This is a genomic window from Saccharomonospora amisosensis (assembly GCF_011761185.1).
Classification (GTDB): Bacteria; Actinomycetota; Actinomycetes; order Mycobacteriales; family Pseudonocardiaceae; genus Saccharomonospora_A; species Saccharomonospora_A amisosensis.
The window spans coordinates 1,628,534-1,654,612 of sequence record NZ_JAAOYM010000001.1 but is presented as its reverse complement, the minus strand read 5'-3'; the positions used below and the strand labels follow the sequence as shown (position 1 = coordinate 1,654,612).

Annotated in this window: 19 protein-coding genes; 7 read left to right on the top strand and 12 right to left on the bottom strand. The window is 70.2% G+C overall.

Annotated features, from left to right (window positions below; translation table 11 throughout):
* Window positions 1–10 precede the first annotated feature (10 nt).
* The 7 genes from ftsW to FHU38_RS07975 all read right to left on the bottom strand — a co-directional run bounded on the left by ftsW (window position 11) and on the right by FHU38_RS07975 (window position 8,448).
* A complete protein-coding gene (gene ftsW, locus FHU38_RS08005) occupies window positions 11–1,465 on the bottom strand; it encodes a putative lipid II flippase FtsW (protein WP_167168354.1) in 1,455 nt (484 codons plus the stop codon).
* A 102-nt stretch (window positions 1,466–1,567) separates the two neighbouring features.
* Window positions 1,568–2,977 carry a UDP-N-acetylmuramoyl-L-alanine--D-glutamate ligase gene (murD, locus tag FHU38_RS08000; protein WP_208415593.1) on the bottom strand — a complete coding sequence of 470 codons (1,410 nt, stop codon included), beginning with the start codon at window positions 2,975–2,977 and terminating at the stop codon, window positions 1,568–1,570.
* Between the two features lie 8 nt (window positions 2,978–2,985).
* The gene (gene mraY / locus FHU38_RS07995) at window positions 2,986–4,071 is read right to left on the bottom strand and encodes a phospho-N-acetylmuramoyl-pentapeptide-transferase (protein WP_167168351.1); all 1,086 of its coding nucleotides are present in this window, start codon (window positions 4,069–4,071) and stop codon (window positions 2,986–2,988) included.
* Window positions 4,068–5,537, bottom strand: coding sequence for a UDP-N-acetylmuramoyl-tripeptide--D-alanyl-D-alanine ligase (locus tag FHU38_RS07990; protein ID WP_167168348.1), 1,470 nt, complete (start codon window positions 5,535–5,537; stop codon window positions 4,068–4,070). The genes mraY and FHU38_RS07990 overlap by 4 nt, the downstream gene beginning before the upstream one ends.
* Window positions 5,534–7,132 carry a UDP-N-acetylmuramoyl-L-alanyl-D-glutamate--2,6-diaminopimelate ligase gene (locus tag FHU38_RS07985; protein ID WP_313886691.1) on the bottom strand — a complete coding sequence of 533 codons (1,599 nt, stop codon included), beginning with the start codon at window positions 7,130–7,132 and terminating at the stop codon, window positions 5,534–5,536. Before FHU38_RS07985 ends, FHU38_RS07990 begins: the two co-directional genes overlap by 4 nt.
* 59 nt (window positions 7,133–7,191) lie before the next feature.
* A complete protein-coding gene (locus FHU38_RS07980) occupies window positions 7,192–8,082 on the bottom strand; it encodes a 3-oxoacyl-ACP reductase (protein WP_167168345.1) in 891 nt (296 codons plus the stop codon).
* A 174-nt stretch (window positions 8,083–8,256) separates the two neighbouring features.
* Window positions 8,257–8,448 carry a ferredoxin gene (locus FHU38_RS07975; protein WP_167168342.1) on the bottom strand — a complete coding sequence of 64 codons (192 nt, stop codon included), beginning with the start codon at window positions 8,446–8,448 and terminating at the stop codon, window positions 8,257–8,259.
* A gap of 97 nt (window positions 8,449–8,545) precedes the next feature.
* Between FHU38_RS07975 and FHU38_RS07970 the strand changes: the two genes are divergently transcribed.
* The 3 genes from FHU38_RS07970 to FHU38_RS07960 all read left to right on the top strand — a co-directional run bounded on the left by FHU38_RS07970 (window position 8,546) and on the right by FHU38_RS07960 (window position 12,127).
* Complete coding sequence (locus FHU38_RS07970) at window positions 8,546–9,727, top strand: acyl-CoA dehydrogenase family protein (protein WP_167168339.1); 1,182 nt, start codon at window positions 8,546–8,548, stop codon at window positions 9,725–9,727.
* A 38-nt stretch (window positions 9,728–9,765) separates the two neighbouring features.
* Window positions 9,766–10,872, top strand: coding sequence for an acyl-CoA dehydrogenase family protein (locus FHU38_RS07965; RefSeq protein WP_167168336.1), 1,107 nt, complete (start codon window positions 9,766–9,768; stop codon window positions 10,870–10,872).
* Window positions 10,873–10,942: 70 nt separating this feature from the next.
* The gene (locus tag FHU38_RS07960) at window positions 10,943–12,127 is read left to right on the top strand and encodes a hypothetical protein (RefSeq protein ID WP_167168333.1); all 1,185 of its coding nucleotides are present in this window, start codon (window positions 10,943–10,945) and stop codon (window positions 12,125–12,127) included.
* On the opposite strand, the gene FHU38_RS07955 is transcribed toward FHU38_RS07960, so the two are convergent.
* Window positions 12,100–12,894, bottom strand: a complete 795-nt coding sequence (locus tag FHU38_RS07955; protein ID WP_167168330.1) for a class I SAM-dependent methyltransferase — start codon at window positions 12,892–12,894, stop codon at window positions 12,100–12,102. The genes FHU38_RS07960 and FHU38_RS07955 overlap by 28 nt on opposite strands.
* Before the next feature lie 48 nt (window positions 12,895–12,942).
* Window positions 12,943–14,823: a glycosyltransferase gene (locus FHU38_RS07950; RefSeq protein WP_167168327.1), complete on the bottom strand. Its 1,881-nt coding sequence runs from the start codon at window positions 14,821–14,823 to the stop codon at window positions 12,943–12,945.
* 268 nt (window positions 14,824–15,091) lie between these two features.
* Between FHU38_RS07950 and FHU38_RS07945 the strand changes: the two genes are divergently transcribed.
* Window positions 15,092–18,124, top strand: a complete 3,033-nt coding sequence (locus tag FHU38_RS07945; RefSeq protein WP_167168324.1) for an arabinosyltransferase domain-containing protein — start codon at window positions 15,092–15,094, stop codon at window positions 18,122–18,124.
* Window positions 18,125–18,161: 37 nt separating this feature from the next.
* Here FHU38_RS07945 and FHU38_RS07940 read toward each other — a convergent pair whose 3' ends face one another.
* From FHU38_RS07940 to FHU38_RS07930, 3 genes are read right to left on the bottom strand one after another with little or no spacing between them, the layout of a single operon-like run.
* A complete protein-coding gene (locus FHU38_RS07940; protein WP_167168321.1) occupies window positions 18,162–20,855 on the bottom strand; it encodes a bifunctional acetate--CoA ligase family protein/GNAT family N-acetyltransferase in 2,694 nt (897 codons plus the stop codon).
* A 19-nt stretch (window positions 20,856–20,874) separates the two neighbouring features.
* Window positions 20,875–22,047, bottom strand: a complete 1,173-nt coding sequence (locus FHU38_RS07935) for an acetoin utilization protein AcuC (protein ID WP_167168318.1) — start codon at window positions 22,045–22,047, stop codon at window positions 20,875–20,877.
* Between the two features lie 11 nt (window positions 22,048–22,058).
* Window positions 22,059–22,907, bottom strand: coding sequence for a sulfurtransferase (locus tag FHU38_RS07930; protein ID WP_167168316.1), 849 nt, complete (start codon window positions 22,905–22,907; stop codon window positions 22,059–22,061).
* Between the two features lie 147 nt (window positions 22,908–23,054).
* On the opposite strand from FHU38_RS07930, the gene FHU38_RS07925 reads away from it, so the two are divergent.
* The 3 genes from FHU38_RS07925 to galE all read left to right on the top strand — a co-directional run bounded on the left by FHU38_RS07925 (window position 23,055) and on the right by galE (window position 26,057).
* Window positions 23,055–23,750 (top strand): metal-dependent transcriptional regulator, encoded by a 696-nt coding sequence (locus tag FHU38_RS07925; protein ID WP_167168313.1) that lies wholly within the window; start codon window positions 23,055–23,057, stop codon window positions 23,748–23,750.
* A complete protein-coding gene (galK, locus tag FHU38_RS07920) occupies window positions 23,747–24,937 on the top strand; it encodes a galactokinase (protein ID WP_313886690.1) in 1,191 nt (396 codons plus the stop codon). The genes FHU38_RS07925 and galK overlap by 4 nt, the downstream gene beginning before the upstream one ends.
* 115 nt (window positions 24,938–25,052) lie before the next feature.
* Window positions 25,053–26,057 carry a UDP-glucose 4-epimerase GalE gene (gene galE, locus FHU38_RS07915; protein ID WP_208415592.1) on the top strand — a complete coding sequence of 335 codons (1,005 nt, stop codon included), beginning with the start codon at window positions 25,053–25,055 and terminating at the stop codon, window positions 26,055–26,057.
* Window positions 26,058–26,079: the final 22 nt, after the last annotated feature.

The window sequence follows — 26,079 nt, the reverse complement described above, 5'->3', positions numbered from 1 at the left end:
GTCAGGCTCATCATCTGCGACCCCTCCGCGTCGGCGCCTTCGTCCTCGTGCCACCGCGCGGCGTACCCCGTCGACCGTACTCCCGGCCCGCTCGCCTGCGGTCGGGTGCCGCCGAGCGCGCGCCGCGCCCGGCTGGGCGCCCGCTCCTGGCGCCGCGGCCAGGGCTTCGGCGTTTGGGCGGCGGCCGGTACGGGTCAGGCGCGGGCAGCCGCATCAGGCGTCCGAACTTACCCGGCCCCTGCGTCCGCAACGCCACCACCGCTTCCGGCTCGTGCCGCGCGCAGTTGGCGAGTATGCCGAACAGCAGCATCGTCACGATGAGCGAGGTGCCTCCGTAGGAGATCATCGGCAGGGTCACGCCGGTGACCGGGAGCAGGCCGACGACGTAGCCGATGTTGACCGCGGCCTGCGCGACCAGCCACGTGGTGAGCGTGCTCGCCACGATGCGGATCCACGGGTCCAGGTTTCGCATAGCGATCCGCAGCCCGACATAGGCAAGCAGGCCGAACAGGCTGATCACCACAAGGCAACCGAGGAAACCCAGTTCCTCGCCGATCAGCGCGAAAATGAAGTCGTGCTGCACGTTGGGCAGGTACATCCACTTCGACTGGCCCTGCCCGAGCCCCTTGCCGAAGAGACCGCCGTCGGCGAGTGCGTAGAGCGCCTGGTTCGCCTGCAGGCCCTTGCCCAGCGGATCGGCGTCGGGGTTGAGAAACGACATGATGCGGTCGAAGCGGTACTCGGCCACCAGCGCCAGCGCGACGGCGCCGCCGACGGCACCGAGCAACACCACGGCGAACAGCCGTTTGGGCGCGCCGGCGAACCACAGCAGCGCGATGAGCACCACGCCAAGGGTGATCGTGCCGCCGAGGTCGGGCTGCGCCATGACGAGCGCGAACATCAGCAGGGCCGCGGGTACCACCGGCACCAGCAGGTGCCGCCACTGGTGCAGCAGGTCGTACTTGACCACGAGGATGTGCGCACCCCACAGCGCCAGCGCCACCTTGGCCACCTCGACCGGCTGCAGCGAGAGCGGCCCGAGCAGGAACCAGCCCTGCGAGCCGTTGAGGTTGGTACCCAGCGGGGTCAGCACCAGCGCCAGCAGCGCCAGGCACAGCACCATGGCTGTCGAGGAAAGACCGCGGATACGCCGAAGCGGCACCCGCACGCCCAGCCAGAACGCCACCCCACCGAGCCCTACGAACATCAGGTGCTTCTGGAACAGCGCGTAAACGCTGCCATCGCTGTCGGGGCTGTAGGACGTCACCGACGACGCCGAGAGCACCATCACGACGCCGATCACGCCGAGCGTCCCGCAGATGGCCAGGATCAGGTGGAAGTCGGCGAGCGGCCGGGAAAGCCATGCGGTGAGCGCGGTGCGCACCGCCGCGAACCCCCGCTCGGCGCGCTGCCGCGTGCGCCGGGGTGAACGGCGCCCCCCTTCACGCGCGTCGACGCCCGTCACCGCCTACGCCACCTTCCCCGCCGGTGCGCGGGCGTGCCGCGCCGGGTCGCCGCGCCCCCGCTCACCGACGTCACCTGTCCGCCCCTTCGCTGTGCGGGCGCCTCAGCGGTCACTCCTGCCCGCCACCCGCGGTGTCTGCCTGCTCAGCGTTCGCACCGCCGCCGCGAACGCGTCCCCGCGCTCGGCGTAGTCACGGAACATGTCCAGCGACGCGGCGGCGGGTGCGAGCAGCACGGTATCGCCGGGAAGCGCCAGGGCACGGGCCTCGTTCACCGCGACGGCCATGGGCTCATCGTCACCCGAACCGACCCGCCGCACCGGGACATCCGGGGCGTGTCGCGCCAGGGCGGCGGCGATCACCTCGGAATCGACCCCCATGAGGACCACGCCACGAAGCCGGCCCGCCACGGTGCCGACGAGTTCGTCCACCGACGCGCCCTTGAGCTGACCACCCGCGATCCACACCACATGCGGGTGCGCGAGCAGCGATCCCGCCGCCGCGTGCGGGTTGGTGGCCTTGGAGTCGTCGACGTAGCGCACACCGTCGAGCTCGGCCACCTCGACGGCCCGGTGCGCGCCGGGCCGGAACCGCCGCAGCCCGCGCCCCACCGCGGCAGGCTCGACACCGTAGGCGCGGGCGAGCGCGGCCGCCGCCAACGCGTTGGCCACGTTGTGCGGACCAGCGGGACGCACGTCGGCGAGGTGTGCCAGCTCCTGCGCAGCGTGCTCGGCATCGGTGCCGAAGGCGCGGTCGACGAGCAGGCCCTCCACCACGCCGAGCTCCCCTGCCCGGGGTGCGCCCTGGCCGAACCCGACCCGGCTCGCGGACTCGGGGGCGTACTCGTCGGCGAGCCTGCGCGACCACGGGTCGGCGAGGTTGTGCACGACCGTGCCGGAACGGCGATGGATCTTTCCCTTGGCCGCGGCGTACTCGGCAAGCGAGCCGTGCCAGTCGATGTGGTCCTCGGCGACGTTGAGCACCACCGACGCCAGCGGCGCCAGCGTGGCCGACCAGTGCAGCTGGAAACTGGACAGCTCCACGGCCAGCACCTCGTGTCCGGCGAGCACGGCGTCGAGCACGGCGAAGCCGACGTTGCCGCACGCCACCGCGTTGGCACCCGCCTCGAGCAGCATGGCCTCCAGCATGCCGACGGTCGTGGTCTTGCCGTTGGTGCCGGTCACGGTCAGCCAGGTGGGTGGGCGCGAAAGCCCCTGCCCTACGCGCCAGGCCAGCTCCACGTCGCCGATCACCTCGATGCCCTCGGCCGCGGCCGCCGTGAGCAACGGAGCTGCCGGTCGCCAGCCGGGGCTGGTCACCACGAGCCGGGTGCCTTCGGGCGGCGAGGTGAGTCCCTCGGCGAGGGTGACGCCGATGCCGTCGAGCTCGGCCAGCCGGGCCGCGTCGCCGTCGGTCACCGTGACGTCGGCGCCTGCCTCGGCGAGCGCGCGGGCTACCGACCTGCCGGTCACCCCGGCACCGGCGACGAGGATGGGCGTCCCGGCGAGGTCCATGGCGCGGCTCACCCGCCCCCGAGTCCGAGTTGCTCGCTGTAGAACAGACCGATCCCGAACATGCAGCAGATCGCGGCCAGCAGCCAGAACCGGATGATCACCGTGGTCTCGGCCCACCCCGCCAACTCGAAGTGATGGTGGAACGGTGCCATGCGGAACAGCCTGCGCCGCGTCGTGCGAAACACCGCGATCTGCAGCACCACCGAGATCATCTCGACGACGAAGAGGCCACCGATCACGATGGCGAGCAGCTCGGTGCGGGTGGTCATGGACAGTCCCGCGACGAGCCCGCCCAGCGCCAGCGAACCGGTGTCGCCCATGAAGATCTTCGCGGGTGCGGCGTTCCACCACAGGAACCCGACGCAGGCACCGGTGGCCGCGGCCGCCACCACGGCGAGGTCGAGCGGGTCGCGCACGTTGTAGCAGGCGGGCTGGTAGGCCTCAACGCAGCTCAGCCGCGCCTGCCAGAAGGAGATGACCACGTAGGTCGCCAGCACCATCGCGCCCGCTCCGCCGGCGAGCCCGTCGAGGCCGTCGGTGAAGTTCACCGCGTTCGACCACGCCGAGATCAACAGGTAGGTGAACAGGATGAACACCGGGACCGGGAAGAAGATGAGCGCGAGATCGCGCACGTAGGACAGGTTCTGTGAGGCCGGGGTCAGCCCGTTGGCGTCGGCGAACTGCAGCGCCAGCACCGCGAAGGCCACGGCGACCAGCAACTGGCCGACGAGCTTCGCGGTCTTGTTGAGCCCGAGGTTGCGCTGCTTGCGGATCTTGATGAAGTCGTCGAGGAACCCGACGATGCCCAGCCCGACGGCCAGGAACAGCACGAGCAGCCCGGAGGCCGTCGGGCCGTCGTTGGTCGAGTCGCGCAGCCAGTCGGCGAAGTGAGCGGTGAAGTAGGCCAGCACCATCGCGACGATGATCGCGACACCGCCCATGGTTGGGGTGCCGCGCTTGGACCTGTGCCCCTCAGGCCCCTCCTCCCTGATCTCCTGGCCGAAACCCTGCCTGGAGAAGAACCGGATCAGGTACGGGGTGAGCAGGATCGAGACGAGCAGCCCCACGGAGGCCGCGATCATGATGCTGATCACGCCGTGCCCTCCCCGAGCAGCGCGTCGGCCACTCGCCACAGCTCGGCGACCTTGGAGGCCTTGACCAGGACGACGTCGTCGGGCCGCAACTGCTCGCGCAGCAACGCGATAGCGGCGTCGGTGTCGGGCACCAGGACCGACTCCTCTCCCCAAGAACCCTCGTGGCTCGCTCCGTGGTGCATGGCGGCTGCCTGCTCACCGACCACGACAAGCCTGCTGATGTTGAGCCGGACGGCGAGCCGACCGATCTCGTCGTGCGCGGACACGCTATCGGCACCCAGTTCGCCCATCACACCGAGGACCGCCCATGATCGTCTCCGTGCCGCTCCCGACGTCATCGAGGCGAGCGTCTTCAACGCGGCACGCATGGACTCGGGATTGGCGTTGTAGGAGTCGTTGAGCACGGTCAGCCCGTCGGCGCGGGTGCTGACCTCCATTCGGCGCTGCGAGCGCCGCTGCGCGCCGGACAGGTGTGCGGCGACGTCGGCGACCGGGGAACCCAGCTCAAGCGCGACGGCCGCGGCGGCGAGCGCGTTGCCGACGTGGTGCTCGCCAACCAGTGACAGTGTCACGTCGGCCTCGCCCTGCGGCGCCACCAGCCGGAACGAGGCGCGGGCGTGCTCGTCGAGGCGAACGTCCTCGGCGCGCACGGTCGCCGCCTCGCTCTCACCGACGCCGACGATCCGCGCCTTCGTGCGCTCGGCCATGGCCGCGACCAGCGGGTCGTCCAGGTTCAGCACCGCCATCCCGTGTTGCGGAAGTGCCTCGACGAGTTCGCCCTTGGTGCGGGCGATGCCCTCCCGCGAGCCGAACTCGCCGACGTGGGCGCTACCGACGTTGAGCACGACGCCGATGCGGGGCGGTGCCACCGCCGCCAGCTCGGCGATGTGGCCGGGGCCGCGGGCGGACAGTTCAAGTACCAGGTGCCGGGTGTCGGTGTCGGCGCGCAACGCCGTCCACGGGTGACCGAGTTCGTTGTTGAACGACCCCGGTGGCGCGACGGTGGGTCCGAGCGGTTCGAGCACCTGTGCGATGAGGTCCTTCGTGGACGTCTTGCCCGACGATCCGGTGACGCCGACGACGGTCAGGCCGTCGCGTGACAGGGTGTCGACCACGTGTCGCGCCAGCTTGGCCAGCGCCGCGAGCACGGCGGCCCCCGAACCGTCGCTGTCGGCCACCAGTGCCACGGAGCGCTCGTGCGCCTGTCCCGGTGGCAGCGGCGGCACGATCACGGCCGCGGCGTCCACCTCCCTGGCCGCCAGCACGCCAGCAGCGCCGCAGGCAACGGCCTTCGCGGCGAAGTCGTGACCGTCCACCCGTTCACCGGGCAGCGCGACGAACAGCCCGCCAGGGGTGAGCCTGCGCGAGTCGAACTCCACCGAGCCGGTGACCCGCTCGCCGCCGTCGGTACGGTGCAGCCTGCCGCCGACGATCTCGGCGATCTCGGCGAGGGTCAGCGCGATCACACACCCACCTCGAGTCTGTCTCGGATGGCCGCCTCCAGCTCGTCCCGGTCGGAGAACGGGTGCACGACACCCCCGATCTCCTGGCCTGTCTCGTGTCCCTTGCCCGCGACGAGCACCACGTCGCCCTCGCCCGCGCGCGCGACCGCGGCGGCGATGGCCTCCCGCCGGTCGGCGATCTCGAGCACCTCCCCGCCCTGTGCCGGGCTGACTGTGCGCGCGCCCGCGAGCATCGCGTCCCGGATCGCGGCCGGTTCCTCGCTGCGCGGGTTGTCGTCGGTGACGATCACCAGGTCACTGCCTCGGACCGCCGCCTCTCCCATCATCGGCCGTTTGGCCGTGTCGCGGTCACCTCCGCAGCCCAACACGGTGATGATGCGTCCCCGGGTGCGGGCGCGCAGCGCCTGCAGCGCCTGGGTGACAGCGGCCGGTTTGTGCGCGTAGTCGACCACCGCGGTGAACGGCTGCCCGAGATACACCCGCTCCATCCGGCCAGGAACCTCCACCGTGGCCAGTCCTGCCACGATGTCGTCAAGCGAGACGCCCACGGTGTCAAGGATCGCGGCGGCGAGCACCGCGTTGGCCACGTTGAACTCGCCGGGCAGCGGCAGGGTCGCGGTGGCCGTGCGGCCGTCCGGGCCGCACAGGACGAAGGACTGCTCGCCGGTGTCGGTCATCGCGATGTCGCTCGCGCGCCAGCTCGCGTCGGTGCCGGGTTCGGTCGACACGGTGACCGTCCACGGTGTGACCAGTGCCTGCCCCCACGCGCTGTCGACGACGACGACCTCGCTGGTGGAGCGGCCGTCGAACAGCAGCGACTTGGCCGAGAAGTAGTCGTCCATGTCGCGGTGGAAGTCGAGGTGGTCCTGCGAGAGGTTGGTGAAGGCGCCGACGGTGAACCGCGTGCCGTTCACCCTGCCAAGCGCCAGCGCGTGGCTGGAGACCTCCATCGGGACGTGGGTGACCCCACGTTCAACCATGACGGCCAGCAACGCCTGCAGGTCCGGGGCCTCCGGGGTGGTGAACGCGCTGGGCATTCGTTCGCCACCGATGCGGGTCTCGACCGTACCGATGAGCCCGGTGTGCAGGCCCGCGGCACGCAGGCCCGACTCGACCAGGTAGGTCGTGGTGGTCTTGCCGGAGGTGCCGGTGATGCCAAGTACCGACAGCCGCAGAGAGGGCTCGCCGTAGATCCAGGCCGCGACCGAGCCGAGCACGCCCCTGGGGTCGGTGTGCACGACAACCGGCACACCGGCGTCACGCAGCGCGGGCCGTTCCGCGCCGTCGGGGTCGGTGAGCACGGCCGCGGCGCCCGCCGCGATCGCCGCGGCCGCGAAGTCGGCGCCGTGCGCCCTCGCACCGGGAAGGGCGGCGAACAGGTCGCCCGGCAGCACGTGCTGGGCACGCAGCGTGGCACCGGTGAGAGTGACGTCGTCGACACCCTGGTCGGCGATGAGGCGAGCGTCGGCGCGCGCGACCAGCGTCGTCAGCGGGACCGGTTCGATCAGGTCCGGTCGCGGCGGCACGACGACCGCCTTGGCCGGGCTGTCCGGAACGGGCCCCCCTCGCGTAGCGGGCTCGTCGTTGTTGACAGACACGCGGGAAGGTTACCGGCGAGGTTCCCGCCCACCTGAGGCGGTGCGGGAACCTCGGCGCGTCACGGCAGCGACAGGATCTCGTTCGCCGCGAACATGCGCTCGGGGTCGCGGTCGGTGAAGTAGGCGCCCACGGTGCGCGCCAGTTCCTCGGGGGTGAAGGTGGCGTTCTCGGTGTCGAACCGGCGCTCCACCTCCGGCGGTTTCAGCAACGCGACCATGCCACCGTGCACCACGAACACCTGGCCGTTGACCTCGGCGGCAGAGGGGGAGGCGAGGAACGCCACGAGCGGAGCGACGTGGTCCACCGACAGCGGGTCCACGCCCTCGGTGGGTGCGGCACCGAACACCGATTCGGTCATCGCCGTGCGCGCGCGGGGACAGATGGCGTTCGCCCGCACCCCGTAGCGCGCCAGTCCGCGCGCCGCCGAGACGGTCAGCGCGGCGATGCCCGCCTTGGCCGCCGCGTAATTGGGCTGGCCGGGCGGTCCGACGAGGAAGGCCTCCGAGGCGGTGTTGATGATGCGGCCGTACACCTGCGCGCCCTCGGCCTTCGACTGTTGCCTCCAGTACGCCGCCACGCCACGGCACAGCAGGAAGTGCCCGCGCAGGTGCACCCGTACGACGTTGTCCCACTCCTCGTCGGACATCGAGAACAGCATGCGGTCGCGAACGATGCCCGCGTTGTTGACCAGGATCTGCGGGCCGCCGAAGTGTTCGACGGCCGAGCTCAGCAGCGCATCAGCGGTGGCACGCTCCGACACGTCCCCGGTGACCAGCACGGCCTTGCCGCCGGCGGCCTCGATCTCGTCGACGACGCCGCCCGCGTCGGCGGAGACGTCGTTGACCACCACCGACGCTCCCTTCGCGGCCAGTGCCAGTGCCTCCGCGCGACCGAGGCCCGCGCCCGCTCCGGTCACGATCGCGCAGGTTCCTTCAAGACTGGTGCTCATGCGCCGCCTCAACCGCCTTCCACACGCGGGGTCGCGGTCACCGGGCACGCCGAATGCCGCCGGGCCACCGCGACCGCCGTCCGAGATTCGTGGCGGGCCACCTCGCTGGCCCGCACCATGGTGCCGGACGATAGAACTCGTTATCGCCGCCGAGCAATACTCTCCGAAGCGAGATCAGTCACGGACGACGAGGGCGTTCTTCGGGCACGAAGCCACCGCCCTCGACACGCTTTCAACCTCCGCCGCGGGCACGTCCGGCTGGATGATTCGCAGCTCCTCGTCGTCATCGAGCTCGAAGACGGCGGGGGCGATGCCGACGCACACCTCATTGGCCTCACACAGGTCCCTGTTGACCTCGATCCGCATATCGGCCTCCTCATGAAATAGAACTTGTTCTACACTATCGCGGCGGCACCCGGCGGCAAGCCCGGCACCACGTCCAACGCGCGAGCGGGAGGGTCAGATGCGGATCAGTGACGCACCGGGACAACGGCGGCTCCGGGAGGAGCTACGCGAGTACTTCGCCGAGCTGATGACCGAAACCCGCAGGGAAGCGCTTGCGGGACCGGGCGGCGAGTACGGCGACGGCACGGCGTACAAGGAGATCGTGCGCGAGCTCGGCCGGGCGGGTTGGCTGGCGCTCGGCTGGCCGAAGGAGTACGGCGGGCAGGACCGCTCGATGCTGGACCAGCTCGTGTTCACCGACGAGGCCGCCGTCGCCGGGGTACCCGTGCCGTTCCTGACGATCAACACCATCGGTCCCACGATCATGCGGTTCGGCACCGAAGCACAGAAGGCGTTCTACCTGCCCAGGATCGCAGCCGGGGAATTGCACTTCTCGATCGGCTACTCCGAGCCGGAAGCCGGTACCGACCTCGCGTCACTGCGTACCCGCGCGGCGCGCGACGGTGACTCCTACGTCATCAACGGGCAGAAGATGTGGACCAGCCTGATCGAGTACGCCGACTACGTGTGGCTGGCCGCGCGCACCGACCCGGACGCCCCCAGGCACAACGGACTGAGCATCCTCGTGGTCCCCACGACCGCGGAGGGCTTCTCCTGGACGAAGGTGAACACCGTCGCAGGCCCAGGCACCAGCGCGACCTACTACTCCGACGTGCGGATACCGGTTTCCGCGCGGATCGCGGAGGAGAACGCGGGCTGGCCGCTGATCACCAACCAGCTCAACCACGAGCGGGTGGCGCTCACGTCGGCCGCGCCGCTGCGCGCCGCCCTGCGTGAGGTCGCCGACTGGGCACGCGAGACCGAGCAGCCCGACGGCAGCCGGGTACTGGACGCCGAGTGGGTGCGCATCCACCTGGCGAGGGTGCACGCGCACGCGGAGTACCTGAAGCTGCGCAACCTCAAGATCGCGTGGGCCGCCGAGGAGAGCGAGCTGTCCCCCGGCGACGCCTCCGGCACCAAGGTGTTCGGTACCGAACTGGCCACGGAGGCCTACCGGCTGCTCATGGAGGTACTCGGCGCCGCCGCCGTGGTGCGTGAGGGCTCGCCGGGCGCGGTACTGCGCGGCCGGATCGAACGTGCCCACCGTTCCGCGCTCATCCTGACCTTCGGCGGCGGCACCAACGAGGTGCAGCGCGACATCGTCGCCGCGACCAGCCTCGGCCTGCCCGTCAGCCGCTGACCAGCCCACTCGTCACAACCACCGGCAAGGGGTTCGCAATGGACTTCTCCCTCACCGAGGCACAGCGCGATCTCGCGGGCCTCACCCGGCGCATCGTCACCGACAGCGTCACCCCCGAATCGCTCGGACCGCACGGCGAAGGCGGTTTCGACGCCGAACTGTGGACGAAGCTGGCCAGGGCGGGAATCCTCGACGCCGCGCTGCCTTCCTCGGTCGGCGGCGGCGGTTTCGGCCTACTAGAACAGTGCTCCGTCCTCATCGAACTGGGCAGGGCGGTCGCGCCCGTCCCCTATCTGCCGACCATCACCATGGCGGCCTCCGCTCTCGCCGAGTTCGGCCAGGGCGAGGTGCTGGAGCGGTGGCTGGTGCCGGTGCTGCGAGGCGAGCGGGTGCTCGCCGTCGCGCTGCCCGACGCCGGGTCGCCCACGGGCTTCACAGCGCAACGCGACGGGACGACCTGGCGGCTGTCCGGAGCACAAACCGCGGTGCCCTACGCCGCCTTCGCCGACGGGCTGCTCGTCCAGGCCAGCTGCGGCGACGGTGATCTGGTCGCGCTCGTCGAGACCGGCGCGGACGGCCTGACGGTTTCGCCGCAGCGGCTGGTGGACCATGCCGACGCCGCACTGGTCGAGGCGAACCACACTCCGGTGAGCGCGGTGCTCGACGCTCGAGCGGCGGAACGGCTCCGGCTGCGTGGCACCATCGGCGTGTGCGCGCTGCAGTTGGGCGTACTGGAGCGTGCGCTGGAGTTCACCGCCGCCTACGCGGGCGAGCGAGTCCAGTTCGGCAAGCCGATCGGCTCGTTCCAGGCCGTGCGGCACCGGCTGGCTGACGCGCACATCGACCTCGAGGCGGTACGGCTCACGCTGTGGCAGGCGGCATGGCGACTGTCCGAAAGCGCACCGGGCACGGAAACCGGGAACGCAGCGGAGACTGTCACGGCCAAGCAGGAGGTCGCCACGGCCAAGTACTGGGCGGCGGAGGCGGGCCACCGTGTCGCTCACACCGCGGTGCACGTCCACGGCGGAGTCGGTATCGACGTCGACCATTCGGTGCACCGCTACTTCGTGGCCGCGAAGCGCAACGAGTTCCTGCTCGGCGGCGCCACCGCCCACCTGCGCGAACTGGGCTCACTGCTGACTTGATCGTCAATTGCCGACCAGATACGCTCAACGGTCGATTGTTTCTGACATCTCCGCATCCTAACGTGGACGCATGCCAAGCCGAGGACTCCGGCTCGCCCTGCTCGCGCTCGCACTGATCGCGTCCACCACCGTCGCGGGAACCGCGCTCGTGGCATCCACCGCGCGGGCCGACCCGACGGTGATCACGGCGAGCGACTTCCGGCTGGAGGAAGGGCCGTACAATCCGGTGATCTCGGCGCTGGACGGGGTATTGCCTGCCGCGTCGGTGCCCGCCGTGCTCGACAGCGCCAACCGTTCTGCCACCACGAGCGGCTGCGACCCGGCAGCGGACCACCAGGTGGCGGCCTTCTGCTGGGAAGTGGGAGACAACACCACGAAGGACTGGTACCCGCAGGGCATCAGTTCCACCGCCGACGCATACGGCAGCGGCACCTACGAAGGCCGTACCGCGCTGTTCGTCAGCTGGTACTACAACGGGACCGGCACCAACAAGGGTGTTCGGATGTCCTTCGTGGACTACGAGAACCCGGCGGCACCCAGGTACCGGCACGTCCTGCTGGTCCAGCCGCACACCGACTCCGCTGGACGCCCGGACTTCCGCCCGGTCACCGTGCACGCGGGCGGGATCTTCGGCTACGGCCACTACCTGTACGTGGCCGACACCTGGGGCGGGTTCCGCGCTTTCGACCTCCGGCACATCTGGCGGGTCTCGACGGGCGACAAGAGCAAGGTCGGCAGGCAGGCCGACGGCACGTACCACGCGTTCAACTACCGCTACGTGTTGCCGCAGGCACAGCGATTCACCGCCTCCACAGAGGGTGGCGCGTCGCGGCTACGGTTCTCGGCGGCCTCGCTTGACCGCACCAGCGCCCCGGACAGCGTCATAGTCTGCGAGTACGACGCCGACGGCACCGCTACCCGGGTCGTCCGCTTTCCCATCGACTACACCGACCGCAAGTTCAAGGAATCGCCGGACGGCTACACGCACGGCACCGAGGCCTACCGGGTCGACATCAAGAGCATGCAGGGCGCGACCGCGATCGATGACGAGTTCTTCGTGTCGGCGAGCGCGGGTTCGAGCAGCCGCGGCTCGTTGTACACGTTCACCGGGAACGAAGGCCCGGTCGAATACTTTGGTGCGCAGCCAGCCGGGCCCGAGGACCTGTCCTACCGAGGGCCCCGAGGACAACTGTGGAGCCTCACCGAGTACCCCGGTACCCGCTATGTCTACGCGCTGGACCCGTCCGGCTTCTGACCCGGCACGTCGGTGATGCTGACCACGACCTGTTCGTTGTTCGCCGTGTAGGCCTCGTAACGGAACCCAACGCCGGAGGCCGCGACGAACTCCAGCCACGCCTTGTGCTCGTGGCGCTGCCAGCCCGGGTAGTTGAAGTACTCGTCGAAAACCAGCACGCTACCCGGGTACAGCCGGGGCCCGACGTGTTCGAGCACCGTGCGCGCCGACGAGTACAGGTCGCTGTCGACATGCACGAAGTCCACCGGCTCGTCATGCTGCGCGAGAAACTCCGGCAGCGTCTCCTCGAACCAGCCCGCGACCAGCCGGGCACCCGGCACGTCCGGGATCGAGTCCAGGTGAAAGGTGCCAGCGGGAAAGTGCGTCCGCCAGTCCTGTGGCAGCCCGCGGAAGGAGTCGAACCCGAAAACGAGCTGTCCCTCCCTCGCCTTGCTGATGACCTCGAGCGTATGTCCGGTGTGGACGCCGAACTCGAGTGCCATCCCCGAGGTCGGTGCGAGTTCCAGCGCGTGTTCCAGCGTCGCTTGTGGATGGTGGAACACCGGGGCGGTCGGCATCTGTTCCAGGGCGAATCTTGCGCTGCTGGCCACGGCTTCGCTGTCGGCGGCAACCTCCAGGTCACGGCGCGAGCGGTGCTCGGCCTCCTGTATCGCGGAAACGACGCGGTCCACCGCGTGGTTCAGCGAGGCCTCGTACCGTGGTCCGAATGCGTCCTCGACGACGCGGACCAGTTTCCCGCGTAGAGAGTGCCGGATCTGTTCGAGCACGATCGCTCCTTGTTTCACCTGATGGGGACGAACGGGTGAGGTCGGGTGTCAACGGGCTTTGAAGAGCCGCCTCCAGGTCTGGAAGCTGGAGAGGTCGGCCGCGGCGATGCGGTACTGCCGCTGCGCCCGCCTGGCTTGGGTGCGAAACCGCCACAACACGCGCATGCCCCGCCGTGCCAGCCGCAGCATCAGCTCTCGGTCCAGCCGGTACACCCGCACGCCCTCCTGCGAGGGGTCGGTGACGATCGCGGTGCGCAACAGCGATACGTGCCACCACTTGCCGTCCTCCGCGGAGACGAACCCGGCGGCCTTGGGCCGGTTCGCCAGTTGACCCGCCAACCGCTTGGCAGCCACCGCGTAGGGCTTCGACGGTGTACCGGCCGCCTTGATCACCGGAATGGTGCTCGACGGCAGGCCGGAGGTCTGCGGAATCGGGTGGCTCACCGTCTCGGGATACTCGGCACGCAGCTTGCGGATCTCGGCGGCGACCTCGACCCCGCCGTCGGAAAGCGCCTGCGGCCCCCGCAGGAAGTCCTCGATCGCCTTGATCATCGTGGCGGCCAGGCCGTAGCGCATCGAGATCAGGTAGTGCAGCAGTTCCTTGAACAAGAACCTGGTGACGGCGGGTACGTCGAAGTCGGTGTGCAACGAGGTGACGATCAGCCCGTTGCGGAAATGGAAATAGCGACTCCAGTCGTCCCATGCGCGCCAGTGGAAATCGCTGTGCCACACGGCGGCGCCGGGAAGCGTCACAGTGCGGTGGCCTGCCGCACGGGCACGCAAACCGTACTCGACGTCGTCCCACTGGAAGAACAGCGGCAGCGGCAACCCGACGGAATCGACGACCTCGGGCGGCACCAGGCAGCACCACCACGCGTTGTAGGTCGGGTCGACATACCTGTCCTGGTTGTTACCGATCATGCTCGCTCGCACGAGTTCCTCGGTAGCCGGTACCCCGGCCCTGATGGACTTCGGCTCGATTCCCTCGGCGTCGGCGTACAGCTGATCGGGATGCAAGGCGCACAACATCTGCCCACCGACGATCATCGGTTCGACGGTGTGGTTGGCGAACTTGGTGACCCGGATCAGCGTGTCCGGCTCCAACCGGATGTCGTCGTCCATGAACAGCAGGTGCGTCTCACGGGCCCGCTCGACCGCGATGGTCTCGTAGATCCCCCTGGTGAACCCACCCGCTCCGCCGAGGTTGCCCTGCCGCAGGTACCGCAGTTTGCTGCCGAGTTCGCCCCTCACAACGGGAAACCGGGCGTGCTCCTCCACCGGGTCGTCGCCCTGGTCGACGACGTAGACCGCGTCGATGTGGTCGAGTGTCTCCGCGTCGGCGGACAGCGCGCGCAGTGTCTCGACGCAGTAGTCGGCTCGGTTGTGCGTGCAGATCACCACCGTGCTGCGCCGGTCGCGGCACGGCACGCTGCGGGTTGACCAGCGAACGTGCGAGATCGCCAGCCGGTCGTCGTTGGTCTGCGCTCGCAGCCACAACGCTCCGCCGTCGAGGAACTTGTCGACGTCGGCACGCAGCCGCACCAGCTCCCAGGTCGCGGAGCAGACCCGCGTCGTGGACACGATGCGGGTGTCACCCTCGGCGTCCCCCGCGCAGATCGAGATGGTGCCGCTGCCCTGCACCAGCGCCGTCACCACGACCTCGTTGACCGTGGTCCAGCGCTGCCAGTAGCTGGCCGCGAAGCGGCCGAAGTAGGTATTGGTCGACACCACCGAGTAGGCGGCGATCGTGAGCAAGTCCCGTTCCCGGGTGGCGGACCCACGCTCCACACAGCAGTACATGTCCTCCGGTGTTTCGGCGGAGGGACCGGCGAAGAAGGTGCGCTGCACGATGTCGGCTCGCGTCGTCTCGCCCTCCGTGATCTGCGTGATCTCCGTGGTGGCGAGCGCGGTTTCCTTCTCTTCGAGCATGCGGCTTGGTCCCCGTAATTCGTTGCTGCGGTGGTCGTTCTCGAAACGGTCGGCTCGAACGGTTCGGCGAGCGCGGCACCGACGAGAACGAAGTCGACCACAACACTGAAGCGGCTGCTACTTGCGAAGCGGCGATCCGGCAAGCTCTACTCTTTCGAGTGAGAGGCGTGTAACGAACTCGAGTGAATTTGCCTCGTAGGCAAGAGGAGTTGTCGCGAGCGCCCGTGGCTCGGCTGAATTGCCGCCGGCCAAGCACTAGCCTGCGCCGGTGCTCTCCCTGCATTCCACGCCCGTTCGGGTGGAAACCGGTTCGGTCCCGCGTTCGGCGAGCGCACGCCGCTGGAGTCGGCTCGCGACACTGCTCGGTCTGCTGGCGGGATTGTGCGCGCTCGCGTTCCCGCTCGCGCCCGTGGAACAGCAGACAGCGCGCTACCACTGGCCGGAACCGGGGGCGGCGGGCACCGCGACGGCCATGCCGCTGCTGCCCTACCAGCCGCTGGCGCTGGACGCCACGTTCTCGTGCGCTGCCGTGGCGGCGGCGAGCGCGTCCGGTCCGGGACCGCACGTGGTGCTGTCCACCACTCCATCCCGGGTAGACCCCGCGGCCGCGCCGCTACCCGGGCTTCGGGTGGTCACGGACGACGGCAGGCTACGGGTGAGCAGCTACGGCACCCGAATCGCCGAGACGGCCGTTTCCGGGGACGGTGAGTGCACGTGGCGGTTGCTTTCGGACCACCGGGGCACCGAACTACGCAGGGACGACAGCACCGTCGCCCGCGTCGACGCCGACGTTCGTCCCGCTGTGGCCGGAGTCTTCACCGACTCCTCCACAGTGGATGGACTGCGGCTGGACCTGGTCGCGGACACCCGGTTCCAGACCGCGCCGAGCACTACGAAGCTGGCGCTCGGCGCGGTCTGTCTGTTGGCGCTCGGTGGGATGCTCGCCGCCGTTGGCAGACTCGACCGTTCCCACCGAGGCGGCTCCCGCGCGGCGCTGCCCCGAGGCTGGTGGCGTCCTCGCCCGGTGGACGGTGTGGTGGCGGCGCTGGCCGTTGTCTGGCAGTTCATCGGGCCCATCACCGTCGACGACGGCTACATCGCCGGGATCGTGCGTGGCAGTGAGCACAGCGGCTTCCTCGGCAACGCCTACCGCTGGTTGAACGCGCCGGAAGCCCCGTTCAGCTGGATCTACGAGCCCTACCGGCTGTGGTCGCAGGTGTCGGTGGAAGCCCTGTGGCTACGGGTGCCGTCCACGGTGCTGCTGCTGTTGAGTTGGTGGCTGCTGTCGCGACTGCTGCTGCCCCGGCTCGGCCGGTTCGGCGGGCAACGGTGGGTACCGTGGCTGGCGGCCACGGCGCTGCTGGTGTGGTGGCTGCCGTTCAACCTGGGGCTTCGGCCCGAGCCGTGGGTGGCAGTGGGGACACTGACCGTCTTCTACCTCGTTGAACGGGCAGTCGCGACGTGGACCGTGCGACCGCTCGCGCTGGCCGTCGCGGTCGCCGCGGTCACCGCGGCGGTCACGCCCGGCGGGATCATGGCGCTCGCCCCGCTCGGCTGCGCCGCGGTGCCACTGTTTCGGCTGCTCAGGACCCGCACCGACCTGAGCGCGACGGCGCGGGTGGTGGTGCCGCTCGCCGCGCTCGGGGTGGCGGCGCTGCCGATGTTCGCCGATCAGGGACTGGCCACCGTTCTCGAGGCGGTCCGGGTCCGCACCCTCATCGGCGGTGACCTGCCCTGGTACCAGGAACCGGAACGCTACGCGAACCTACTCGGATTCGACTCCTTCGAGGGCTCGCTGCCGCGCAGGGCGGCGGTGCTGCTCACGCTGGCCGGGGTAGCGGGGTTGGTGTGGACGTTGGTGCGGACCCTGATGCTGACACGGTCGCGGCGGAGGGCAAGGCACGTCCCCGGGCTGTCCCGCCCGGTCGCGATCCGGCTGACGGCCACCTTCACCGTCGCGCTGGCGACGATGACGTTCACCCCGACGAAGTGGACACAACACTTCGGCGCGCTGGCGGGCATCGGCGCGGCGGTACTGGTCGTGGCCTGCCACACCTGGTCACGGTCGAGGAACTGGCACACCGCGGAGTTGCTCGCCGGGTTGGCGGTCACCACGGTCGTCGGCTCGCTCGTACTCGCGGGCCGCAACGAGTGGCCCTACCTGTCCAATGACGGCGCGACATGGGGCACCATCACCCCGCAACTCGGTGGCGTCGAACTGGCCACGCTGGCACTCATCGTGGGCGGCACCCTCACCGTGGCACTCGCGATCGTCGCGGCGTGGCGGCGAAGTGGCGGCAGGCGGGCACTTCCGGGAGCGTCAAGGCTGCCGAGTCCCGCGCTGCTCGCCACCCTGCTGATGGTGGCCACGGTCGTGCTGAGCTTCTACTCCTTCGGCAAGGCCGGCGTCGCGCGTGCCGGCAGCTACACCATGGCCTCCGACAACCTCGCCGCGCTACAGGGCAGCAGCTGCGGGCTTGCCGACGCGCTCCGGGTGGAGGCCGACCCGCGGGCAGGCGCGCTACCCACCGCGGGCGCGGGCCCGACCGCCACGGACCGACCCGAACTCGCCGTCGGCGGCGCCGTGCTGCCGGGGTGGCTGGCCGCACCGGCGGAACCGGCCGGGGACGCAGCGGGTCCGGCGTTTCGTACGGGGTGGTTCCGGCTCAGCCAAGCCCAACGCGACGGCGACCTGCCGGTGGTGGTCACCACCAACGGGCGAGAGGGACGACTCACCGCGCGGTTCGCCGGACCAGGCACGAGCACCGAGACCGAGGTCGCCGCACCCGTGAGCACCAGACGTGGTGACACCGCCGACGTCCGGGTCATGGCGCCCAGCGGCGCCACCAGGATGCGACTCAGCGTCGCCGCGGGCGGCGAGCCGCTGGCGGTTAGCGTGCCACGCAGCCCCGAACTGTCGCCGATGAACTCGCTACTGCCACCGGGCAGCAGCGCGGTGGTGGACTGGCCGGTCGCCTTCTTCTTCCCCTGTGTCCGGCACGCGGCCATGGCCGATGGAGGCACCGACCTTCCCGGCTGGCGGTTGACCACCGAGCCGGGCAACGACGCCGGCGAGGTGGCCTACTCCCCCGTGCACGGCGGGCCGTTCGCCGCGGCGCGGTTGCTGTCACGACAGCAGCGGGTCCCGGTGTACCTGCGGGGTGAACTCACCCGGGAGCCCGCCCGGCTGTACCTGTGGCAACCTCGCACCACCGGGTGGGCCCGGCCGCACCTCGCCGAGCGGACCGTGCCCGGCTGGAGCGATCCGGCCCGGCTGAACGTGCCTGGTCTGAACGGGTGATAACCCGGCACGTTCGGCCGGTCGCCGCGGCCGGAGGCTAGTCAGGGGCGTTGATCTGCCGCAGCCTGCGGGGGCCGGTGTCGGGCCGCGACGGCGGGTGACCCAGAACGACTCGGGCGTTGGTCACGAACACGCCTTCCGGAGAGGCCAGCACCGGGTCGAGGACCAGCGAACGCACCTCCGGGTTGTCCTCCGCGAGCGCGGCCACCCGCAACACGAGGTCCTCCAACGCGTCCAGGTCGGCAGGCTCGTCTCCCCGGTAACCGGTCAGCAGCGGCGCTGTCCTCGGCTCACGCACGAGCGTCGCCGCGTCCACATCGGTGAGCGGCACGGCGCGGAACGCCTGGTCACCCAGCAGCGCACTCACCACCCCGGAAAGCCCGAAGGAGACGAGCGTTCCGAAGGACGGGTCGTCCTGCAGTCCGACCGCGCAGGAAACACCCTTCGGTGCCATCCGCTGCACGTACATCCGCTCGGTTCCGGAAACCTCTCGGATGTCCCGGTAGCCCGCGCGTACCGACTCCTCCGAGATCAGGTCGAGCCTCACCCCGGCGAGATCGGCCCTGCCTCGCAGGGTGTCGTCGATCGACTTCAGTGTCACCGGGTAACCCAGCTCGGCGGCCGCCACTACTGCCTCTGCCTCCGTGGCCACCACCTGGAACGGCACAACCTGGATGCCGTAGCAGTCCAGCAGCCCCACCACGTCGTCGACGGCCAACTCGACGTCGTGCTCACCCAGCAGCCGCCGCACCAGTCCGCCCGCTCGCTCCGGATGCAGGCCCCCGGGCCGCACCACCGTGCCCTGTGGCCGTTCCCGCCACGCCGCGTACCGCACCACCCTGGCGAGCGCGTTCACCGCGCGTTCGGGGCTGGGATAGGAGGGAATCGACCCAAACGACGGCGCCCCATCGTCCGAAAGCACGGCCAGCTCGTCGGGAACCCCCTCCGCGGCCAGGAAGGTGGACACGATCGGTTTGCCCTGGCCGCCATTCCGAGCCACCACGGTGTCGCGAAGCGCCCGCGCATAGGCCGTGCCCGGAATCGCCACCGGCGGGACGAACACCACCACGAGCGCGTCCACCTCCGGTGAGTCCAGCGCCTCACCGACCGCGGCGGCGAACTCCTCAGGGCCCGCCTGCGGGCCGACATCCACCGGATCGACTCCCAGCCGCAGCCCCTGCGCCCGCGCCGTGTCGGCGGCGAGCAGTCCGATGGCGCTGGAGTTGCCGACGATCCCGACGCGAGAGCCCGCGGGCAGCGGTTGGTGTGCGAACACCAGTGCGGTGTCGAACAGTTGCGCCAGCGTGTCCACCCGTACCACCCCGGCCTGCTCGAACAGGGCCTGCACGCTGGACTCGTCGATCTCGGTGGAGGTTGCGGCCAGCTGTGGCCGCACCGCGTGCCGTCCCGACTTCACCGCCACGATCGGTTTGCTGCGGCCGAGCCTGCGTGCCAGCCGCGCGAACTTGCGTGGGTTGCCGAAAGACTCCAGATACAGCAACACCAGATCGGTCGCCGGGTCGGTCTCCCAGTACTGCAGCAGGTCGTTGCCGGAGACGTCGGCACGGTTGCCCGCGGAAACGAAGGTCGAAAGGCCGAGGCCCCGCGCCTCCGCGTCGGCGAGGATCGCGATACCCAGCGCGCCGGACTGGCAGAAGAACCCGGTACGCCCTCGCTTGGGCAGGCGCGGCGCGAGGGTGGCGTTGAGCCGCACGGCGGGGTCGGTGTCGAGTACGCCGAGGGCGTTCGGCCCGACGACGCGCATTCCGTGCGCTCTGGCCTCTCCGACCAACCGCAGCTCGGCGTGCAGTCCATGGGGGCCCGCCTCGGCGAACCCCGCCGACACGATGACCAGTGTCTTGACCCCCTTGGCGAGCGCACCGTCGAGCACGGCCTCCACCTGGTCGGCAGGCACCGCCACGACCGCGAGATCGACAGGGTCGGGAATATCCACAACGGAGGGATAGGACCGCACCCCCCGAACCGACGAGTGCTCCGGGTTGACCGGGTACACGGTGCCCGCGAAGTCGGCGGCCAGCACATTGGACAGCACCGCGTAGCCGATCTTGGTGGGGTCGGTGGATGCGCCGATGACCGCGACCGAGCGTGGATGCAGCAGGTTGTGCACGCTGCGCGCCTCGGCGGCCTGCTCCCTTGCCCTCGCCACGGCCAGCGATTCCTCGGTGGGGTCGATGTCGAACTCCAGGTGCACTACGCCTTCCTCGAAGGCACGGCTCACCTGGTAACCGGCGTCGCGAAACACCCGGATCATCGCGGTGTTCTCGGCGAGTACCTCGGCGACGAAGCGGCCCAGCCCGCTCTCCGAAGCCGCCGCCGCGAGGTGTTCCAGCAGGATCGAGCCGAGACCGCGACCCTGGTGGGCGTCGTCCACCACGAAGGCCACCTCGGCCGAATCGGGGTCCAGCCGCTCGTAGCGGCCGACGGCGACGATGTCGTCGCCGAGCAGCGCCACGAACGCGACCCGGTCGTGGTGGTCGACCGTGGAGAACCGCTCCAGATCGCGCGGCGGGATGCGCGGGTAGGCGCCGAAGTAGCGCAGGTACCGGGTCCGTTCCGACAACCGCCCGTGCAATGCGACAAGCCCGTCGGCGTCGGAAGGCACGATCGGACGCAGGTGCACGGTGCCGCCGTCGGCGAGCACCACGTCGGCTTCCCAATGCCGGGGAAAGTCGAACGGGTCACGAGCGGTGTGCTCGGTGCCTGCCGTCATCGCTCCTCAGTTTCTCGGGTCAGTCTCTCGGGTCATCAGGATCGAGGCCGTGCAGCGGGAACACCGCACTGCGGGTGTCGCGGATGGCGGTGTCCACGGCGTCGTCGAGCCCGTCACCCCAGCCGGAGAAGCCGGTGTCACCGCCATCGGTCATCGCCAGCGGTAGCTCGGCGTGGGGCGCCAGCCCGCGGACGTGGTCGGTCCACGATGCCGGAAGCGGCGTGGCGGGATCGATGTCGCGGTCCAGCACCGTGGCCAGCAGGTGGGTCCACGACCTGGGCACAACCCTGATGAGCTGGTATCCGCCCCCGCCCACCGCCAGCCACTTGCCGTCGGCGTAGGTCTCGGCCAACTCGCGCAACGTCGCATAGATCGTGCGGTGGCCGTCCACCGTCAGCGACAGGTCGGCGAGCGGGTCCTCGTCGTGGGAGTCGACGCCGCACTGGGTGAGGAGCAGTTGCGGGCGGAACTCGGCCAACAGTGACGGAACGACGGCGTTGAAGGCTCGCAGCCAACCCGCGTCCTTCGTGCGGGGCGGCAGCGGGACGTTCACGGCGTAGCCCTCCGCCCCCTCCACACCGATCTCGCCGGAGTACCCGGTGCCGGGGAACAGCGTGAAGGGGTGCTGGTGCAACGAGATGGTGAGCACCCTGCGGTCACCGTAGAAGGCGGCCTGCACACCGTCTCCGTGGTGCACATCGGTGTCGATGTACGCGATGCGGTCGAAGCCGTTGTCCAGCAACCACGAGATCGCCACCGAGCAGTCGTTGTACACACAGAAACCGGACGCGTGGTCGGACATCGCGTGGTGAAGCCCGCCCGCGATGTTCACCGCCCGGTCGGCCCTGCCCTCGGCGATGCGCCGCGCGCCGAGCAGCGTGGAGCCGACGACCAGCGCGCCCGCCTCGTGCATGCCGGAAAAGATCGGATTGTCCTCGGTGCCGAGGCCGTGCCCCACCTCCCAGCTCGCCATCGGCGCCTGCTTGACCGCTGCCACGTACTCGGCCGCGTGCGCCCGGTACAGCTGTTCCTCGTCGGCGGCCTCCGGCGCCAGCACGGGAACATCGTCGAGCACGCCGAGCGCGGTCGCGAGCCGGATGGCGAGGTCGAGTCGGATCGGGTTGAAAGGATGCTCGCCGCCGAGGTCGTAGGCGAGCAGTGCGGGGTCCCAGACGACGGCCGAACGTGACATGGGAAGCGAGCCTAGCCGGGCTGGGGCCCTGTGACAGCGGGCCGCGCGGGATCGGCCGACCATTGCGACCACGATCCGGCGTACAGCGCGGCCGGCCGGTCATGGCCTGCGAGTTCGAGGGCGAGCACGACGGAACTGGCGGTGACGCCCGAACCACAGTAGGCGCCGACCGGGGTGCCCGCCGTGACGCCGAGCGTGGCGAAGTGCTCGGCGAGTTCGGCACGGTCGCGCCAGCGACCGCCGGAGTCCACGTGCGACGTCGACGGGGCGTTCAGCGCGCCAGGGATGTGGCCGGGCCGGGGGTCCACGGGCTCCGTCTCCCCGGTGTAGCGCCGGGGCGCTCGCGCGTCGAGCAGTACCCCGTCGACCGCGATCGCCGCGGCGGCGTCGGCGTCGAGGACCGGCATGCCGCCGGGGTGGACCTCGATGTCGCCCGGCTCCGGCCGTGGTCGCGCGGTGGTGACCGGCCTGCCCTCCGCCTGCCACGCGGCGAAGCCGCCGTCGAGCACCGCCACCTCGTCGTGCCCGGCCCACCGCAGCAGCCACCAGGCTCGCGCGGCCACCGACGAATCACCGTCGTCGTATGCCACGACAGGGTGTGCCGTGCGCACGCCCGCCGCTCGCAGGCTGCGCTGCAGCGCGGCCGGTTCGGGCAGCGGGTGCCTGCCCGCCGCGCCGGGCGGGCCGGCCAGCTCGGTGTCCAGATCGACGAACACCGCGCCCGGTAGATGCCCGGAACGATAGGACTCGATGCCGGGTGGTCCGGTAAGGCGCCACCGCACGTCGAGCAGGACGGGCCGCTGCGAAGGATCGGCTTCGAGCGACGCGGCCAGTTCGGCTGTGGTGATGACGGGCTGCATACGCCCATCCTGCCCGCGCGGGCGCGACCCTCGCACCCGAGTCGCTCAGGTCCGGGCGGCTGCTCACCGCCTGCTCATTGCCTGATCGGCTGCGGCCACCGTCACACCCAGCCACTACCATGAGCATGGCGAGCAAAGGGGACAGGCGTGAACGATCTCATCGATACCACGGAGATGTACCTGCGCACCATCTACGAGCTCGAGGAGGAGGGCGTCGTACCGCTGCGGGCCCGCATCGCTGAGCGCTTGCAGCAGAGCGGCCCTACCGTGAGCCAGACGGTGGCACGGATGGAGCGAGACGGTCTGGTGGTGGTTGCCGACGACCGGCACCTGCAACTCACCGACCACGGCCGGGAACTCGCGGTCGCGGTCATGCGCAAGCACCGGCTCGCCGAGCGCCTGCTCGTGGACGTCATCGGCCTTGAGTGGGAGCACGTGCACAACGAGGCGTGCCGCTGGGAGCACGTGATGAGCGAAGCTGTGGAGCGAAAGCTCGTCAAGCTGCTCGGCCAGCCCAAGACCTCGCCGTACGGCAACCCGATCCCTGGCTTGGACAAGCTCGGCGCGGGCGAACCAGCGCCGCCCGCGGAGGCCGACCTCGTGCGGCTCGACGACGTCGCTCGCTCGGGCGGCGGCAAGGTGGAAATCCGCCGGATCGCCGAGCACGTACAGCTCGACGAGGAACTGATGACCGAGCTGAAGTCGGTCGGGATCGTGCCGGGCCGGACGGTGAGTGTCGGCCGGATCAACGGCGCGGGCACCACCGTCGAGGTCTCCGACGACAAGCACTCAGCCCAGGTCGCCGCGTCGGTGCTGCACGCGGTGCTCGCGCAGGCTCGGTGAGCACGAGGCCGCAGGGCGCGACGCCACCCCCACGGCTGGCCGAGGACGCCTTCCGGTCGGTGCACGGCCGCGAGCCGCGAGGTGTGTGGTCCGCCCCCGGGCGCGTGAATCTCATCGGAGAGCACACCGACTACAACGACGGGTTCGTGCTGCCGTTCGCGCTGCCGAACCGCATCGCCGCGGCCGCGGCACCGCGCGACGACCAGCTGCTCACCTTCGCCACACTGGGCGCCGACGGACGCATCCAGCGCGCGGAGCCGGTACGGGTCGGTGATCTTCGACCCGGCCGCCCCTCAGGTTGGTCGGCATACCTTGCCGGTGTCGCATGGGTACTGCGCGAGCACGGGGTCACCGGCGGCGCCGACCTCGTCATCGCCGGGGATGTCCCCACCGGAGCCGGGTTGTCATCCTCGGCCGCGCTCGAGTGCGCGGTCGCCCTGGCGCTGCTCGGTATCGCGGGCCGGGACGATCCGGACCGAGCCCGCCGGGCCGAGATCGCCAGGTGGGCACAGCGTGCCGAGAACGAGTTCGTCGGCGTGCCGACCGGTGTGCTCGACCAGACCGCTTCGATGTGCTGCGTGGCTGGTCACGCGTTGTTCCTCGACGTGCGCTCCGGCGAGACCGAGCACGTGCCGTTCGACACCGACGGCAGCGGGCTTCGCGTGCTCGTGATCGACACCCGCGTCAAGCACACTCTCGGTGAGTCCGAGTACGGCGACCGCAGGCGCGATACCCGGCGCGCCGCCGAGTCGCTGGGACTGGCCTCGTTGCGCGACGTCGACGTCGACCGGTTGCCGGACGCGCTGCGGTCGCTGCCCGAAGGCCTTCGCCCGCTGGTGCGGCACGTGGTGACCGAGAACACCAGGGTGCTCGACGTCGTCGCGCGACTGCGCGCGGGGCGGGCCGACGAGATCGGTCCCCTGCTGAACTCCTCGCACAACAGCTTGCGTGACGACTACCGGGTTTCCTGCGCCGAACTGGACCTCGCCGTGGAGTTGGCAGGGCAGGCGGGTGCGTTGGGGGCACGCATGACCGGCGGCGGGTTCGGCGGGTCGGCGATCGCTCTGGTACGCGACCGCGACCTTCGCGATGTGGAGCATGCCGTCACCGCAGGGTTCGGGCGCGCGGGGCTACGCAGACCCCGCCTTTTCACCGCCGTGCCCTCGGACGGCGCAGGTCGCGACTGAGCCGACCACCCCCACGGTCGTACCGGGCCGACGTGCGGGCACACTGTCGCCCTACTCTGACAATCACAGCAATCGATCGCAGCCATCACCTCCTCCGAGAAAGGGCCTTGAGCCAATGCCCACCGACATCACGACGCCGAGCACCCCGATGAAACTGGTCGTCACCGGTGGCGCAGGCTATGTCGGCAGTGTGTGCGCGGCGCGGTTGCTCGAGGCGGGACACGAGGTCACCGTCGTCGACGACCTGTCGACCGGCCACGCCGACGCCGTCCCGGACGGCGCGCGTTTCGTTCAGGGAGACGCCGCGGAGGTCGCGGGGACCCTGCTCGCCGACGGCTTCGACGGCGTCCTGCACTTCGCCGCGAAGTCGCTGGTCGGGGAATCCATGCAGGACCCTGGCAGTTACTGGCGGGGCAACGTGCTCAACTCCCTTCGCCTACTGGATGCGATGCGCACCCATGGCACGCCTCGCCTGGTGTTCTCCTCCACCGCCGCCACCTATGGTGAGCCCGAGTCGAGTCCCATCCCGGAAAGCGCCACGACAGCGCCCACGAACACCTACGGCGCGACCAAGCTGGCCATCGACCACGCGATCACCAGCTACGCCCGCGCGCACGGGCTCGCGGCCATGAGCCTGCGGTACTTCAACGTGGCGGGTGCATACGGGCGTTTCGGTGAACGCCACACCATCGAAACGCACCTGATCCCGCTGGTGTTGCAGGTCGCCGCCGGTGAGCGGGACCAGGTGCAGATCTACGGCGACGACTACCCGACCGGCGACGGCACGGCGGTCCGGGACTACATCCACGTCGCGGACCTGGCCGACGCGCACCTGCTGGCGCTGGCGCACGCGCGGCCGGGTGAACACCAGATCTTCAACCTGGGCAACGGCACCGGGTTCTCGGTACGAGAGGTGATCGACGCCTGCCGGGAGGTTACCGGGCACCCGATCCCGGCCGTCGTGGCACAACGCCGTGCCGGGGACCCCGCGGTGCTCGTGGCTTCCAGCGAGCAGGCGCGCGAGCAGCTGGGCTGGAAGCCGCAGCGCACAGAACTGGTCGATATCGTCGCTGACGCGTGGCGGTTCGCCAAGGAACGGCAGTCGACCAAGCGCGCATAAGCGACCTCGTCTGGATCGGCCC

Coding starts and splice junctions, on each gene's coding strand:
- murD (WP_208415593.1), bottom strand. CDS start 2,977: ATGGACCTCGCCGGGACGCCCATCCTCGTCGCCGGTGCCGGGGTGACC.
- FHU38_RS07980 (WP_167168345.1), bottom strand. CDS start 8,082: ATGAGCACCAGTCTTGAAGGAACCTGCGCGATCGTGACCGGAGCGGGC.
- FHU38_RS07975 (WP_167168342.1), bottom strand. CDS start 8,448: ATGCGGATCGAGGTCAACAGGGACCTGTGTGAGGCCAATGAGGTGTGC.
- FHU38_RS07970 (WP_167168339.1), top strand. CDS start 8,546: ATGCGGATCAGTGACGCACCGGGACAACGGCGGCTCCGGGAGGAGCTA.
- FHU38_RS07965 (WP_167168336.1), top strand. CDS start 9,766: ATGGACTTCTCCCTCACCGAGGCACAGCGCGATCTCGCGGGCCTCACC.
- FHU38_RS07960 (WP_167168333.1), top strand. CDS start 10,943: ATGCCAAGCCGAGGACTCCGGCTCGCCCTGCTCGCGCTCGCACTGATC.
- FHU38_RS07950 (WP_167168327.1), bottom strand. CDS start 14,823: ATGCTCGAAGAGAAGGAAACCGCGCTCGCCACCACGGAGATCACGCAG.
- FHU38_RS07940 (WP_167168321.1), bottom strand. CDS start 20,855: ATGACGGCAGGCACCGAGCACACCGCTCGTGACCCGTTCGACTTTCCC.
- FHU38_RS07935 (WP_167168318.1), bottom strand. CDS start 22,047: ATGTCACGTTCGGCCGTCGTCTGGGACCCCGCACTGCTCGCCTACGAC.
- FHU38_RS07930 (WP_167168316.1), bottom strand. CDS start 22,907: ATGCAGCCCGTCATCACCACAGCCGAACTGGCCGCGTCGCTCGAAGCC.
- galE (WP_208415592.1), top strand. CDS start 25,053: ATGCCCACCGACATCACGACGCCGAGCACCCCGATGAAACTGGTCGTC.